At 68.9% G+C, this 14,709-nt stretch carries 13 protein-coding genes and 7 tRNA genes; 4 read left to right on the forward strand and 16 right to left on the reverse strand.

Annotated features, from left to right (window positions below):
* Positions 1 to 68: 68 nt before the first annotated feature.
* From K2F54_RS00650 to K2F54_RS00685, 8 genes are all read right to left on the reverse strand, one after another.
* On the reverse strand, positions 69 to 701 hold the full coding sequence (locus K2F54_RS00650) for a hypothetical protein (protein ID WP_220603920.1): 633 nt from the start codon (positions 699 to 701) through the stop codon (positions 69 to 71).
* Positions 688 to 1,392 (reverse strand): RNA polymerase sigma factor, encoded by a 705-nt coding sequence (locus tag K2F54_RS00655; RefSeq protein WP_220603921.1) that lies wholly within the window; start codon positions 1,390 to 1,392, stop codon positions 688 to 690. Before K2F54_RS00655 ends, K2F54_RS00650 begins: the two co-directional genes overlap by 14 nt.
* A 148-nt stretch (positions 1,393 to 1,540) precedes the next feature.
* Positions 1,541 to 1,612 (reverse strand) — tRNA-Val (locus tag K2F54_RS00660).
* 25 nt (positions 1,613 to 1,637) lie between these two features.
* A tRNA-Cys gene (locus K2F54_RS00665) sits at positions 1,638 to 1,711 on the reverse strand.
* A gap of 57 nt (positions 1,712 to 1,768) precedes the next feature.
* Positions 1,769 to 1,840 (reverse strand) — tRNA-Gly (locus tag K2F54_RS00670).
* A 182-nt stretch (positions 1,841 to 2,022) separates the two neighbouring features.
* Positions 2,023 to 2,094 (reverse strand) — tRNA-Val (locus K2F54_RS00675).
* A gap of 39 nt (positions 2,095 to 2,133) precedes the next feature.
* Positions 2,134 to 2,207 (reverse strand) — tRNA-Cys (locus tag K2F54_RS00680).
* 98 nt (positions 2,208 to 2,305) lie between these two features.
* Positions 2,306 to 2,377, reverse strand: a tRNA-Gly gene (locus tag K2F54_RS00685).
* 159 nt (positions 2,378 to 2,536) lie between these two features.
* Between K2F54_RS00685 and K2F54_RS00690 the strand changes: the two genes are divergently transcribed.
* Positions 2,537 to 2,609: transfer RNA gene (locus tag K2F54_RS00690), tRNA-Val, on the forward strand.
* Positions 2,610 to 2,681: 72 nt separating this feature from the next.
* On the opposite strand, the gene glpX is transcribed toward K2F54_RS00690, so the two are convergent.
* Positions 2,682 to 3,584, reverse strand: coding sequence for a class II fructose-bisphosphatase (gene glpX / locus K2F54_RS00695; RefSeq protein WP_220603922.1), 903 nt, complete (start codon positions 3,582 to 3,584; stop codon positions 2,682 to 2,684).
* A gap of 54 nt (positions 3,585 to 3,638) precedes the next feature.
* Between glpX and K2F54_RS00700 the strand changes: the two genes are divergently transcribed.
* The 3 genes from K2F54_RS00700 (at position 3,639) to K2F54_RS00710 (ending at position 6,801) form a co-directional block, all read left to right on the forward strand.
* A complete protein-coding gene (locus K2F54_RS00700; protein WP_220603923.1) occupies positions 3,639 to 3,929 on the forward strand; it encodes an antibiotic biosynthesis monooxygenase family protein in 291 nt (96 codons plus the stop codon).
* Positions 3,930 to 4,028: 99 nt separating this feature from the next.
* Entirely contained in the window at positions 4,029 to 5,534 is a 1,506-nt protein-coding gene (locus K2F54_RS00705) for an HNH endonuclease signature motif containing protein (RefSeq protein WP_220603924.1), read from the forward strand.
* Between the two features lie 97 nt (positions 5,535 to 5,631).
* Entirely contained in the window at positions 5,632 to 6,801 is a 1,170-nt protein-coding gene (locus tag K2F54_RS00710) for an NAD(P)/FAD-dependent oxidoreductase (protein WP_220603925.1), read from the forward strand.
* Here the strand turns inward: K2F54_RS00710 and K2F54_RS00715 are convergent.
* The 7 genes from K2F54_RS00715 to zapE all read right to left on the reverse strand — a co-directional run bounded on the left by K2F54_RS00715 (position 6,798) and on the right by zapE (position 14,663).
* Positions 6,798 to 7,526, reverse strand: a complete 729-nt coding sequence (locus tag K2F54_RS00715; protein ID WP_220603926.1) for a YqjF family protein — start codon at positions 7,524 to 7,526, stop codon at positions 6,798 to 6,800. The two genes, K2F54_RS00710 and K2F54_RS00715, sit on opposite strands and share 4 nt — an antisense overlap.
* 7 nt (positions 7,527 to 7,533) lie before the next feature.
* On the reverse strand, positions 7,534 to 9,015 hold the full coding sequence (locus tag K2F54_RS00720) for a flotillin family protein (protein WP_220603927.1): 1,482 nt from the start codon (positions 9,013 to 9,015) through the stop codon (positions 7,534 to 7,536).
* A gap of 122 nt (positions 9,016 to 9,137) precedes the next feature.
* Positions 9,138 to 9,461 carry an SHOCT domain-containing protein gene (locus tag K2F54_RS00725; protein WP_255576540.1) on the reverse strand — a complete coding sequence of 108 codons (324 nt, stop codon included), beginning with the start codon at positions 9,459 to 9,461 and terminating at the stop codon, positions 9,138 to 9,140.
* 72 nt (positions 9,462 to 9,533) lie between these two features.
* Positions 9,534 to 9,956: a DUF6325 family protein gene (locus K2F54_RS00730; protein ID WP_220603928.1), complete on the reverse strand. Its 423-nt coding sequence runs from the start codon at positions 9,954 to 9,956 to the stop codon at positions 9,534 to 9,536.
* Positions 9,957 to 10,100: 144 nt separating this feature from the next.
* Positions 10,101 to 12,857, reverse strand: coding sequence for a winged helix-turn-helix domain-containing protein (locus tag K2F54_RS00735; RefSeq protein ID WP_220603929.1), 2,757 nt, complete (start codon positions 12,855 to 12,857; stop codon positions 10,101 to 10,103).
* A 147-nt stretch (positions 12,858 to 13,004) separates the two neighbouring features.
* The gene (locus K2F54_RS00740) at positions 13,005 to 13,568 is read right to left on the reverse strand and encodes a type II toxin-antitoxin system PemK/MazF family toxin (protein WP_220603930.1); all 564 of its coding nucleotides are present in this window, start codon (positions 13,566 to 13,568) and stop codon (positions 13,005 to 13,007) included.
* Between the two features lie 48 nt (positions 13,569 to 13,616).
* On the reverse strand, positions 13,617 to 14,663 hold the full coding sequence (gene zapE / locus K2F54_RS00745; RefSeq protein WP_220604137.1) for a cell division protein ZapE: 1,047 nt from the start codon (positions 14,661 to 14,663) through the stop codon (positions 13,617 to 13,619).
* Between the last annotated feature and the right edge of the window lie 46 nt (positions 14,664 to 14,709).

Below are 14,709 nucleotides of genomic sequence, written 5' to 3' on the forward strand. Positions count from 1 at the left end.
GTATAGCTCCCTTGAATTACGAATCACTCAACTTTAGCGGGCGCCGGTGGGCGCGGTGACGGCGCTGATCAGGGAGCGAATGGGGGCTGCAGGCCCACGGTGGCGCAGAACCCGTCCGGGTCGTCGGCCTGCGCGGTTTCCGGGTTCCACTCGTCCGCCACTACGGGAAACACCGAGTAGACGCCGTCGGGGCGCAGGCAGGCCTGCAGACGAGGTGCTGCGGGTACAGGGGCGCCGGTCGCCGGGTCCGCCAGAGCATCGGACAATGGTGCGGTGGTGGCGGCCGCGGCGGAATCGTCCAGCGGCGAATCACCGCCGTTCCCCACGATGCCGAACAGGTCGATCGCCCACACCGCAGCGCAGTTCGTGATGGCAGCGCTGGACGGGTCGACCACCGGTGCCAGCGAGGTCACGGTGCCGTCAGGGGCGACCTGGTCGGTGGGGCTGCCGACCTGGGTGACATCGGCATCGGTGTTCGCCTCGGCGTAGCAGTACGTCGACAGGGACTGGAGTTCGGGTGTTGCCAGAGTGACCCAGGCCGTTGCGCCTGCACCGGCGAGAAGGAGCGCCGTCGCGGCCGCCAGCACGGTGCGGTGACGTCGCCTCCGCTGGGTCTGTCGGGTCGCCACGGTGTCGAGAAGGCGCTCTTCGAACCGAACGAAGTCGTCGTTCGTCGGCGGGAGCAGGTTACTGGGCAGCATGATTCGGTCCTCCTTTCAAGAGCGTGAGTTCGTCGCGGAGACGGCCCTTCAGGCGCGAGAGGCGGTTGCGCACCGTGGCGTGGGTGATACCCAGGCGTCCGGCGGCCTGTTCGTAGCTGAGGTCGTCGACGAGGCAGAGCGCGAAGATGCGTTGGTCCACCTCCGGCAGGGTGGCCATGATGGCGTGGATGTTACGCATGGCCTCGTTCGCGATGGCCACGCTTTCCGGCGACGGGAGGTCGGCGGCCAGGTCGAGGCCCTCGTCGAGGCTGTCCCTGGGGCGGCGGACCTCGGCACGCCGCCGGTTCAGGGCCAGGTATCTGGCCGTCGTGACGAGCCAGGGCGCCATCGACTCCCCCACCAGGTCAATGCCGGCACGTTTGGTCCACAGGGTCAGGAAGGCATCCTGCAGCACCTCTTCGGCATCCGGGCGAGAGTGCGTGACCGCGAACGCGGCCCAGTAGACCGTGCGTTGGTGCTCGCGGAAGAGAGCGCGGAAGGCCTGGCGGTCGCCGGCCCGCACCCTCGCGAACAGTTCGAGGTCGGTCGGGACCGGGGCTGCAGCATCCGCGGTGGCGAGGTGCGGTGCGGCGGCATCCGCCGAGGCGGCGTCGGGAATCGACACCGGCCGCTGCAGAGCCTCCCCCATCGTCGCCTCCCCCATTGCCTCCCCCATTGACTGCGATCCCACGGAAGCACCGCCCCTGTCACCGATAAGTGTTCGGCACGAGTCATATCGTCTCAGAGTGCCTCGGAGGGCGTGGGGACAACCGCGCGGCCGAAGCCAGAGGGGCGGGTCCTGGAGCGAGCCGGAGCGCGCTCGGTGGGGAATATCTGTGTGGGCGATACTGGGATCGAACCAGTGACCTCTTCCGTGTCAGGGAAGCGCGCTACCGCTGCGCCAATCGCCCAAGGCCGCGACGTGAATCGCGGAACTGGAGGTGGATACGGGATTCGAACCCGTGTAGACGGCTTTGCAGGCCGTTGCCTCGCCTCTCGGCCAATCCACCGTGTTCCATCAAACGTGTGCACCCAAAGAAAAACGGCCTCTCGGCCGAGTTTCTTCGAGCGGATGACGAGATTCGAACTCGCGACCCTCACCTTGGCAAGGTGATGCGCTACCACTGCGCCACATCCGCAACTGCTCGCATTTCTGCGTGCTTGGAAGACTCTACTCGATCCTGGGGGCGCCGTGTGCACACGACGCGCCTCAGGCGCCCAGTCCGGCGCGAAATTGCCCGTTTAGCCGCGGAATCCCGGGGCAAAACAAAAAACCCCCGGGTTTACCGGGGGTTTTTGATCCTGCCTTGGTGTTTCTCTGTGGGCGATACTGGGATCGAACCAGTGACCTCTTCCGTGTCAGGGAAGCGCGCTACCGCTGCGCCAATCGCCCAGATCCTGTGATGTACGCGACTCTCAGTACGTCTCAGGCTGGAGGTGGATACGGGATTCGAACCCGTGTATACGGCTTTGCAGGCCGCTGCCTCGCCTCTCGGCCAATCCACCGTGCTTGTTTATGCCGTAACTTCCAAAGCCGTGCTCTCCCCGAAGAGAATGCCGTGCCGTTCCAACAAAGAGAACGGCCTTTCGGCCGATTTCTTTCGAGCGGATGACGAGATTCGAACTCGCGACCCTCACCTTGGCAAGGTGATGCGCTACCACTGCGCCACATCCGCAACTGCCCGCATCTCTGCGTGCTTTGAAGACTCTAGCCGATAGTGCGGCGCATATTCAAACCGAGCGATCACCGCGTGTCGCGGGCTCTCGATGTGCGCTCGGGCCCCGGTCTGGTCTAGTATCAAATGTCGCAGTCGAGAGGTTTTCGAATGTGGTTCGGGCGATTGGCGCAGCTGGTAGCGCGCTTCCTTCACACGGAAGAGGTCGTGGGTTCGAGTCCCGCATCGCCCACAGAAAAACCCCCGGTGAACCCGGGGGTTTTCTTGTTCCTACTGCTCGGCAGCCGGCTCAGGCGAGGTCGGCTCAGCCGATAGCCGTGCACGCGAACAGCACCCGGTCGCTGGAGACCAGGTCGTCCAGGGTCAGCACCCGGTCCAGGTCGTGGCCCGCCGCCACCGCCGCACGCATTTGGGCGTCGCCCTGAGGCGCAAGTCGCCCCTCCATGAACCCGCCCAGCGCCCGCACGGCGCAGGCGGTGAGAACGCCCTCCGGTGTGCCGCCGATACCCATCACCACGTCGATATCGCCGCCGGGGGTTGCCGCGGCGACCGCGGTCGACACGTCGCCCTCCCCCGCCAGCGCGACCCGGGCACCGATCGCCCTGAGTTCCGCGACCAGGCCGTGGTGCCGCGGCTTGTCGAGCACGGCCACCGTGATCTCCTGCACGGGCTTGTCCAGCGCCACGGCCAGGCGCCGAACGTTCTCGGTCGGAGTCGCCCGCAGGTCGAGCGCTCCCCTGGCGGGGGCGGAGGAGATCAGCTTGTCCATGTAGAACACGTCGGTGGGGTCGAACAGGCTGCCGCGCGGGGCGAGGGCGATGACGCTCACCGATCCGGGCAAGCCCTCCTGCACGAGCCGGGTGCCGTCGAGGGGGTCGACGGCGATGTCGCACGCCGGACCGGTGCCGCTTCCGAGCTCTTCCCCGTTGGCCAGCATCGGCGCCTCATCCTTCTCCCCCTCCCCGATCACCACGTAACCGGCGAACGGCGCGGGCAGCAGCTCGGCGCGCATCGCGGCGACTGCCGCCGCATCCGCCGCGTTCTTGTCACCGCGGCCGAACCAGGCGCCCGCGGCGATCGCGGCGGCGCTCGTGGCTGCCCGCACGGCCTCGACCAGGGCGGCGGAGTAGTGTTCGGCGCCGATCACCGTGGTCTGCGCAGGCGTCAGGAGGCTCGTGCTGTCTTCGGGTGCGGTGTGGCTGCTCATGGGAGTCGATGGTACTCGCCGCCCCGCTCCGCCCCGCTGGGTTACTCTCGTCACGTGATCAGAGAACACGCCGTCCTGCCCGTCCGCCCCGGGAGCGAGGACGACTTCCTGGCGGCTTTTCGTGTTGCCAGGCCGCTCATCGAGTCGATGCCCGGGTTCCGTGGACTGAGCCTGTTGCGCTCGCTTGAGGCGCCCTCCTCGTTCCTGCTGCTGGTGGACTGGGACCGCCTCGAGGACCACACCGAGGGCTTCAGGGGCTCCCCCGAATACGCTCGGTGGAAGGCCATGCTGCACCCGTTCTACGAGCCCTTCCCCGACGTTCAGCACTTCGTCGACGTCATCTGATCCGGTCAGGCCCTCCTCCACAACCCGCCGGTCAGAGGACCTTTCCACAACTGATCATTCAGGGCCTGGAGTGTCGGTGGTGGGTGCAACTATGGGGGTATGAGCAGCCCAGCAGAGCAGTTCTCAGACGACCCGGACGACCGGCCCGGCGACCCGAACGCGGGTGCCCGGGAGCAGGGGCACCGGCGGCGGCGATCGCTGCAGGAGCAGGCGCGGTCCACGCTGGCGAAGAAGATGGCCAGGGTCGCGAAGTCGCATCGCCGGATCGCGAAGGCGACCGCGCAACGTGCCCGGGACCTCGAGGACCTGCGGGAGTGGAGCGCGGACCCGGTCACCGCCAAGCTCCTGAATCCCGACTACGCCCGCGCCGGTGCGGCCGGGCCGGTGCTGACGGATGCCGACGCGAGCCCACGGAAGATCGCGGCGTGGGAAAACCAGGAGATCGCCCGGCGCACGGTCATCAGCGAGGTTGCCTGCACCTTGCGCCTGGCCGAGCGCACCGCGGAGGGCCTGATCGGTGAGGCGGCCATGTTTGCCGGGCCGATGAAGGCGACGTTGACGGCGATGAGTCGCGGGGAGATCAGTTACCGGCACGGCCAGGTCCTGATGGAGCAACTCAGCTTCCTACCGCTGGAGGAAGTCGCGGAACTGGAAGCCCAGCTGCTGTCGGTGGCGACGGACCTCACCGTGGGCAAGCTTGCGGGCAGGGCCCGCCGAATGCGGGAACGGGCGCACCCGGAGACCATCACCACACGCGCCACCGAGGCGGTGAAAGAGCGCGGCGTCTGGTGGGAGGGCCGGCCCGACGGCATGGGCACCCTGACCTGGTACGGCACCGCGCAACAGACCCAGGCCGCGCACGACCGATTGACCAGCATCGCCGAAGCCACCCGCAACCGTGACTTCCAGGACGAGGCCATTCCCGAGGATCGGCGGCGCACGATCGGTCAGATCTGCGCCGATGCGGCCGGGGACCTGCTGCTGGACGGGGTCACCCCGACCGGGACCGGCGGCGGCATCCGCGGCAGCGTGATGATCACCGTCCCGGTACTCACCGCCATGGGAGAAAGCGACGCCCCCGGGTTTCTGGAGGGCTACGGGCCGATCCCGGCCGACGCCGCCCGGGAGATCGCCGCCGGGGCGCCGAGTTTCACCCGGCTGCTCACCCACCCGGAAACCGGCACCGTGCTCTCGGTCGGGAAAGACCACTACACAGTCCCCGCCGACCTCCGCCGGTGGCTGCGGTTGCGAGACGGCACCTGCCGGTTCCCCGGCTGCACCCGGCCGGCCTCCCGCAGCGACATCGACCACACCCGGCCCTGGGAGCACGGCGGACCCACCGACTACGACAACCTCGCCCACCTCTGCCGCGCGCACCACCGATTGAAACACCAATCCCTCTGGTCCGTGACGCAGGAACCGGGCGGCGTGCTCGTCTGGACCTCCCCGGCCGGAGCGACCCACCGCACCTACCCGGAAACCGCCCTCGGCCCGCCACCGACACTGCCGCCGACTCCGTCCCCCACCCCGTCACCGGATACCGACACCACCTCGGCACCGGGTGAGTTCCGGGCGCGCGAGCTTCCCGAGGAGCCCCCCTTCTAGCAAAACCCAACCACGGCGTCGCCCACGCGGACCAACAGGACTTGCTACATCGGCAAGCGTAGTTGTCAGATTGAAGCGGTCGCTTCACGATGGTCACATGACCTCCCCACGCACCCCGTCGAACAGCCCTGATACGTCCGCCTCCGGCTCTGCCGCTCCTCTGGACGGTCCCTCCTCAGCGTCGCCCAGCCCATCCATCCCAGCGGTATACGACGTTGTCATCATCGGCGGCGGCGCCGCCGGTCTCAGCGCGGCCGTGGTCCTCGGGCGCGCCCGCCGTTCCGTGATCGTGGTCGATGGTGGGCAGCCGCGCAACGCCCCGGCCGCAGGAGTGCACAGCTTCCTCACCCGGGACGGGATCAGCCCTGCGGAGTTGCTGCGGCTCGGACGGGAGGAGGCTCGCTCGTATGGAGCGGTTCTGGTTGACGGCCTCGCGGTCGACACGCGGCGCTCGGCTGACGGTTTCGTGGTGGTCCTGGCGGACGGCATGACGATCACCGGTCGCCGCCTGATCATCGCTACCGGGCTGGTGGATGAGCTTCCCGACGTGGCCGGCCTGGCCGGCAGATGGGGCCGCGACGTGCTGCACTGCCCGTACTGCCACGGCTGGGAAGTGCGGGACCAGGCGATCGGCGTTCTCGGCACCGGACCGATGTCGGTGCACCAGGCGTTGCTGTTCCGCCAGTGGAGCAGCGACGTCACCCTGTTCCTGCAGCACGGCATGCTCGACCCCGACGGCGCCCTCTCCGAGGAGAACGGACCCACGCCGGCCGAGTGGGAACAGCTCGCTGCCCGCGGCATCGGCGTCGTGATCGGCCCGGTCGAATCTCTCGAGGTGCGAGACGATGCCCTGGTCGGCGCCCGACTGGCCAGCGGTCACCTGATCCCCCTGACCGCAATGGTCGTCGCCCCCACCTTCACTGCCCGCACGGGATTCCTTGAAGGTCTGGGCGTGGCTCCGGTGCCGCATCCGATGGGCGTCGGCCAGCACCTCGACACCGACGAGACCGGCCGGGTACGCCCCGACGGCGTCTCGGTTCCCGGCGTGTGGGCGGCGGGAAACTCGACCAACCTGATGGCCCAGGTCGTCGTGTCCGCCGCGGCCGGCCTCGGCGTGGCCACCGCGGTCAACGCCGACCTGATCATGGAAGAGATCAATACCGCCGTGGCCGCGTACCGCACGCCGTTCTCGGCCGCCGCCGAAGCCGCACAGAGCGTCACGGTGCTCGGCGACCGCCGGCACGGCCTCTCCCAGCCGCTCGGCTAGCCTCTGGTGCCGAACCAGGTGGTGACTCCGGGCGAATAGAGCACCGAATCCGGCGGGCGTTCCCCGGCAAGACCGGGGAACCCTGCGGCGGCCAGCAGCGTGTCGTCGAGTGTGACCAGGTCTGCCGCGAACAGCCCCCACGGCTCGTGGTGGTTACGCAGGTGCACGGTGCGCCCACGCACCCGGGTGAACAGTGCCCACCGCGCCGTCAGGAAGTCGGCCAGAGGATCCGCCACGACCGCACGAGTCGTGGGCCGCACCACGATCTGGCTGCGGGCGCCGGCGGCGAAGTGCCGGCTCGAGCTGTAGCGCAGCTCCCCCGCGGTCACCTCCAAGGTGGTGCGCGACCACATGTATGGGAGCGAGAACAACGCCCTGGCTGCCAGGACAGCGGCCAGGCGGGACGCCTCGAGCGAGACGAACACCACACCTCGACGCCCCCGGGCATCCACCGCATACAGCCGCACGTTCACCTCGACGAAGTTGCCGAAGTATGGAACCGGTGGACTGCCGAATACGGTCGCCCGATCCAGGACGAACGGGATCAAGCCGACCCAGCTGGAGCCGTCGAAGACGTCGGGCCGCAGCCCGGCCGGTAGCAACGGTGCGACCCGCTCTGCGTCGACCCGCCAGTGCAGGAAAACGAGCTCGGACCAGCGCTGACTGGCCGTCGCCCGCCCGACCAGGGGCGGAGCGACGGCCGTGATCGGCCAGGCGTCTGACACCGCCGGGTTAGATGTCGTTGTCGACGGCTACCGGGCGCCCGGTGGCCTCGGAGTGGGCTGAGGCGGAGTGGGCTGACGCGGAGTGGGCTGACGCGGAGTGGACCGGCACCACACCGTCGGCCTGGGCCTTCGCGAGGGCGCTGCCCGCAGCGGTGCCGCCGATCAGGCCGCCGAGCAGGTCCTTGATGCCCACGCCCATGGTGGAGCTGAGCACGGCATCGACCTCGGAAAAGCCGGAGGCGACGTTCTTGCTCAACTGGCTCGCGCCATCGGTCGAGATGACGGTGAGCTGGTCGATGTTGCCCATGGGCGCCGCAAGCTCGTGCGCGATCTTGGGCAGCATCTCCACGAGCCGCAGCTGGATCAGGGCTTCGGACTGTTCGGCGACGGCCTGGGCGCTGAGGCGCGTGGCCTCGGCCTCGGCCGAACCGCGAGCCAGGATGGCGTCGGCGTTGGCCTGGCCCTCCGCGCGGATGGCCTCTGCGGTCGCGACTCGGCTGTCACGATCGGCGTTGGCCGCCGCGACCCTCGCCTCTGCGGCCGCAGCGGCGGAAACCCGAACACGGTAGGCATCGGCATCCGCCACGGCGTTGACCTCGGAGTCGAGCTCGGCCTTGCGCAGGCTGGCACGACGTTTGGCGGTCAGCTCCTGCTCCTGCACGATGTTCTGCTGCGCCTTGGCTTCGGCCAGCGGCTTGGCCGCCGCGGCCTCGGCGGATGCCTTGTCGGTGTCGAGCTGGAGGGCCGCTTTGCGCAGCGCCAGGGTGTTCTGCGCTTCGGCCACGGCCTGCTCGGCGATGATCGACGCCTCCTGCGCCTCCCGGTTGGCCTGGTGCTCGGCCACCTCGGCCTGACGGCGCACCTTGGCCTGCTCCGCACGACCGAGGTCGCGGATGTAGTCGTTCTCGTCCGTGATGCCCTTGATCTCGAACGAGTCGACGTCGACTCCCTGGTTGGCGAGGGATTCCCGTGCGGTGGCGAGCACAGACGAACCCAGCTCGTCACGCTTCTGGATGATCGTCATGACGTCGGTGGCACCGATCGATGACCGCAGGGAACCACTCAGGACCTCCTGCGCGAAGTTGTCGATGTTCTTGTCCTGGCCGAGGAATCGCTGGGCGGCGGCGCGGATCGCGGCCGGGTCATCCCCGACCTTGACGATGGCGACGGCCTCGACCGTGAGGGTGATGCCGTTGCGGTCCTGGGCGATGGCCGTGATCTCGATGGCGCGGCTACGCAGGCTGATCTTGAACGCCTTCTGGAAGAACGGGGTGATGAACACACCCTGGCCGTGCACGACGCGCTGGCCGGACTCCTCGAGGGTGGCACCGTCGACGATGGTCTTCTTCGACTTCTTTCCGGTGATGACGAGGGCCTCGTCCGGTCCGGCGTTCTTGTAGATGGTGCGAGCGTAGATCAGTACGACGACACCTATGACAATGACCAGCAGGACCGTGCCGATGACGGGGATGCTGAGGAGTTCAAACATGTGTTCCTTCCGGTCCGCGCCAGGCGAACATGACGTCGCGCAGCCAGACGGGCCCCGCTCCCTCCACGTAGGCTAGCGGTCCGGCGCCCCGGCGTGGGGTGTCTGAAGGAGCAGTTGTCTACTCAGGCCAGCAATTTTGCTTTCGCCGCCGTGAACTCGGTGTCGCTGAGCACCCCGACGTTGTGCAGCTGGGAGAGCTGGTTCAGCTGGTCGAGCAGGGCGGAATCCGGTGCGGCAGGCGGAGCGGCCGGTGGCGCGGCCGCCTGTTGTTGGGCCTCGTACTGGGCCTGCTGGGCCTCGGCATCGGCCTGCGCCTGGGCGTCCTGGGCGCGCGACTGCTGCCGGCGTTGGACATTGCCGCTCACCGCGGTGGCGGTACCGGCGACAACGGCGGTCCTGGCCGCCATACCCAGGAGCCCTGGGCGCCCCATTCGACGAGGTGACATGATCCGGTCCTCACTTTTCTTCCGGTGCTGTTGGTGGCTGATTCAGGTCCTGGCTGGTGGCGGCTGCGGGCATCAGCGGGCGGCCTCGAGCACCTCGTTGACGACCGCGGCGGGGATGCGCTCCTGGTAGAGCACGGCGCCGCCGGATGCCGCCAGCACGGATGCGAAATTCCGGGCCCAGGCCAGTTCCACCACGAGGACCGCCGCGGACGTGCCCGGCAGGAGCTCTGCCGCGAGTTCTTCGACGTCGTCCATGCCGGCCAGGCCCAGCTCGCCCAGGTTCAGCTCGGGCAGTTGTGCCTTCTCCGGCAGGTCATCGGCCTCGACGATGCGTAGGTCGCCATCCATGCTGCGGGAGACGAAGAGCAGGTCGAGCAGCGTGATGGTTTTCTCCCTGATGAGCTCGCGCAGGGCGTCGGCCAGAGCGGGACCCGGCCGGTCTCCGTCGAAGGAGATCAGGAGAATTTCCACCGGTCCGTACTTGAAGTCCACCATCGGTCATCCCTTCGTCGCAGCTGTCGTCGCAGCTGTCGTTGCACATAACGTCGTGCGTGTCGGCGGACACCGCAGCCCCGTCCGCGGTCAGTGTCGCCGCGCTCCTGATCGGTCGAGTCACCCGTACAGGGTGATTCTTGTCAGTCAGAGCAGGCCGAGGTCCTGGGCTCTGGCCACCGCGTCGGCCCGGTCTGCCGCCTCGAGCTTCTGGTAGATGTTGCGCAGATGGGTTTTCACGGTGTTCGGGCTCACATTCCGTTTCCGAGCGATATCGGCCACGGACTGGTGGAACGGCAGCTCGCGCAGCACATCGCGTTCCCTGGGAGTCAGGACGGAACCCGATGGGCGGTCCTGGGCCTGTGCTCCCTCATCGGTGGAGAGGTCGGTGGCGGCGGCGAGCACCTGCCTGGCGAAGTCGTCCAGGTCCCCGAGCCGTCCGATCCGGGCGCGAATCAACGCCACGCCCTGGCCGCTCCCGGAAATGAACGCACGCTCACAGCCGATCCGACTGCCGAGCCGCAGCGCCCTCAGCAGGCGGGTGTCTGACTCGACGTGCCGACCGGCGACATCCGCCGCGTGCGCCAGGGCGATCCACGCGCTGACGATGGTCGCGCCCCGCCACGCCGTGCCCTCGTCCAGCGCTGCCGCGCGCAAGCGCTCCTCGGCCGGATGACCGGAGCGGCTCGGCGGCACCAGGAGGAACTGGCCAAGCAGCGCCTCCAGGGAATTCTCCCCCAGCGCCCGTTCGATCAGCCGAACGAACAGGGTGTTCTCTGCGCGGCCGTCCAGCGCGCCACTCACCTCGATCACGGGCACGCAGCACAGGCTCAGGGCACGCGGATGGTCGACGCCCATCTCGCGCATGAGCAGCATCAACCTATCGAGACTCTGGCGCGTGTGTGCCGGGTGCTCCAGTTCGGCCAGCAGCAGCAGAACTTCCGCGGGCACGCACACTCCGGCGTCGCCGCCAGTGGCCAGCTCCCGCAACAGGGCAAGGTCTACGGGCCGGCACCGATCGTAGCGGCGGATCATCGCGTACAGCAGCGCCCGGCTGGTGGCGTTGGTGACCGGAGGCGCCGGATCGGCCGGCACTCTGTGGGCCGGCACAGCACCAATTGGCACAGTACCGACAGCACCAATTGGCACAGCACCGGTCGACGCCGCACCCGTCGACGCAGCATCCGTCTGGGCCGCCTCCGTCAGTACCGCCGCGGCCAGTTGCCCTTCCAGCCTGGCGACGTGAAGCCAGTTCCCGGCATGACCTGCCGCGGTCGCCGCCAGGTCGGTGGCCTGCAGGAACAGCCAGTGGAGGCCGGTTTCGCCGGCTGTCTCCGCGACCTCCCTGAGGATGTCCTCGGCCGCAGCCGACTGACCGAGACGGTCGAGGCAGCGGCCCTCCGCCATGGCCGCCAACAGGTCGACGGCCGGGTCCAACCGCGCCACGGCGCCGGTCTGATCGTGCAGGGCCCGCAGGGCCTCCTCCACCTGGGCCCGCTCGGTCACGTGCAGCGCACGCAGGATGGCGAGGACGAAACGCCAGGCCACCGGCGGATAGGCGGTCCGGCCCGCATCACCGCCGGCCTGGATCACCGCGCCTGCGGCCTCGAAGAGCTGCTGTGTGCGGCGCCGGGCCGGGCCCTCGAGCGGCTCAAGCGCGAGGCGTAGACATTCGGCGGCCGGGGACACCACACGCCCCTCGACCTCGCCGAGGGCCCGACTGACCACCTCGGCCTGACCCGTCAACACCAGCCCCAGCCCGAATCGGTCGAGCAGCTCGGCGCACAGGTGCGGTTCGTGCGTCAACAGCGCCTGCTCCAGCGCTGCCGTTCCGTCGGACCTGGCGGAGTACCAGCGGCTGGCCAGCAGATGCCGACCAGTCGCGGCGCCGGCGTCGTGGCGTTGAGCCTCTGCCTGCAGGTAGGACAGCAGCAGGGGGTGGTAGCGGTAGGCAGTGGGGCCATGGACGTCGTGTTCGCGAGTGATCAGGGTTCGGCGGCGGGCCAGCCGCTCGAGGACCGCGCCGGCATCTGCCCGCTGCGACACGGCGACAGCCAGCTCGAGGGGCACCACATCTCCGAGCGCGGACTGCAGCAGGACCTCGCGGTCCCCCGGCACGAGTCCGGCCACGACCTCCGTGGCGAGATAGTCCGCCACGGCCGGGTTGTCGCCGTCGAAGTGCTCCAGGTCACCGGCCTCACCCTCGTTTCGTCGCCAGGTGAGGGCGAGCGCCACGCCCGTCGCCCAGCCACCGGTATGCCGCCAGAGCACGGCGGCGTCCTGGGCGGGGAGGTTGATCTGGTGGTGCTCGGCCAGCTGGAGGGTCTCCGGCAGGGTGAAAGCGAGAGCGTCATCGGCACACGCGATCAGTGCCCCAGACGCCTCGAGGGCCGCCAGGCCGACGCCCGGACGGTGACGGCCGGAGACCACCAGGCGCACGCCGGCCGGCGAGCCGGCCAGGGCGCTGAACAGACCGGCGAGGTTCCCGATGTCGCTGGGCAGGTCATCGACGAACACGAACTCCGGCCCGTCCGCCGCATCCGCAACGGCAACGAGGCTGAGCAGACGTCGCCGGATCTCGGCGGGCCCGGTCAGCGTGCGCGGGTCTGCTGCCGCGAGCCAGGTCACACGTCGGTTGGCCGCCACCAGGTTGCGCGCCCACCCCGCCATGGCGGTGGTCTTCCCCGCTCCGGCGGTATCCCACAGCGCCAGGATCCGGGCGTCGGGATCCGCGAGGCGTTCCAGGAGGGAATCCAGGCGCGCACGATGCAGATACCACGCCGGTTCGTCCGCGACCCCGGCCGGCAGCGTATAGTCCGCCTGATCAGGCCACAGGCTCGACCGCAGCGCCGAGGGCTGGGGTTCGGGAGCGGGAGGGGGTGCCGGGGCGACAGGTGGGGCCATCGGGAAACGTCCTCGATTTGCAGTGACCCCGTCAGGGTCCCGGGTGGCCGGGACCCTGACGGAGTTTCTCGCGGCGTTCGGGTCACCGCCAGTGAGGTGATACTGCCGCACCCGCTGAGCCCGGTCAAGGGGCGATGAGCCGCCGGGTCAGTTCCAGCCGTAGCGGCTGCGCAGCGCGCGCTCCACCCGCGTGTACCCTGCCCGGTCCACGAAGGCCCCCTCGCGGCGCACTCCCCCGTCGCTCACCATGAACACCCTGTCCAAACCCGCCCAGCTCGGCCGTCGTTCCCTGTCCCACGGCCCGACGCCGAGCGGAACGAAGTCCGCGTCGTCGCCGTGGTCGGTGCTGGTCAGCGCCACGGCGAGCATCCTCTGACCGGCCGACGCGGCCATGATGATCACGGGGCGGTCCTTGCCCCGCCCGTCCCGTTCCTCGTAGGGAACCCAGGTCCAGACGATCTCGCCGGGGTCGAGCACGCCATTCGGCGCCGGCGCGTATCCCCACCGGGGGCTGCCCAGCGTGGCCGGATCAATCTCGACCGTGGCGTCGGAACCGGACCCGCCCGGGGAAGGGTTGCGGGTCTCTGGCCGCGCCTGGCCCGATACAGTTGCCGGACGAGTGGGTGCCGGCCCGGCGGGCGCCCGCCTGCGTGGCGCCACGCGTTCGATCGCGGAACGAAGGGCGGTGAGGATGCTGCGGCTGCCGATCACACCCGAACCCTACTCCGGTGGTGATTCCGAGCCGACTGTCTCGCCGCCTCACTCCGCGTGCGGCGGCAGTTCTCCCGTGCTCAGCGCGACCATCCGCGACTGGGACCGCTGGTACTTCTTTCGGTAGCCACCATTCAGCATGTCCGCGTCGAACACATCGTGCAGGGGTATCCCCGTGGCGATCACCGGGATCTCCGCGTCGTAGACCCGGTCGATGAACGCGACCAGGCGCAACGCATCCGTCTGGTCGGTGAGCAGGAACACGTTGCGCAGCGCGATCACGTCGATCTCGGCGATCATTTTGATGTACTTCGACGGATGCACGGTGCTGAGATGCCGCATCAACGCGCCGAAGTCATCTATGGTGACCCGGGAACCCCGAGCGGCCAGGGCCGCGGTCATCGAGTCGAGCTCTTCTGGCTGCACCGTCTCGGCCTGGCCGGAGGCGTCCCGGCGGCGGTAGTCGAGGCCGTCGATGCGCACGGTCTCGAAGTTCGCAGACATCGCCTGGATCTCGCGCAAGAAGTCCGCCGCGGCGAACCGGCCTTCGCCCAGCGAGTTCGGCGGGGTGTTCGATGTGGCCGCAACCCGTGTCCCCGAGGCGATGAGCTCACCGAGCAGCCGGGTCATGAGCATGGTGTCGCCCGGATCGTCCAGCTCGAACTCGTCGATGCAGATGAGCTTGGCACCCGTCAGTTCTTTCACGGTTTCGGCGTAGCCGAGGGCGCCGACGAGGGCCGTGTACTCGATGAACGTACCGAAGTACTTGGGGCCGGGCGCCCCGTGCCAGAGAGCGGCCAGGAGGTGGGTCTTGCCCACACCGAACCCGCCGTCGAGGTAGATCCCGGGCAGCTCGGCCTTCACCCGCCTGGATCGGGAGAAGAATCCCCCCGGCCGGGCCCACCAGGCGGCGAAGGTGTTCAGGCGTTCAACGGCATCCAGCTGGGACGGGTAGTCGAGGTCGGGGCGGTAGGACTCGAATGAGGCGTGTTCGAACTGCGGCGGTGGCACCAGCTCGGCCACGATCTCCGCTCCCGTGATCGACGGTGAGCGATCAACCAGTCTGAGGGGCAGCTGGCGAGTCGTGCCGACCATGTCTGGCATCCGGTTCCTGTCTGTGCGACCGGCATCCTGGCGGAAT

The organism is Cryobacterium inferilacus, from assembly GCF_019599185.1.
Lineage (GTDB): Bacteria > Actinomycetota > Actinomycetes > Actinomycetales > Microbacteriaceae > Cryobacterium > Cryobacterium inferilacus.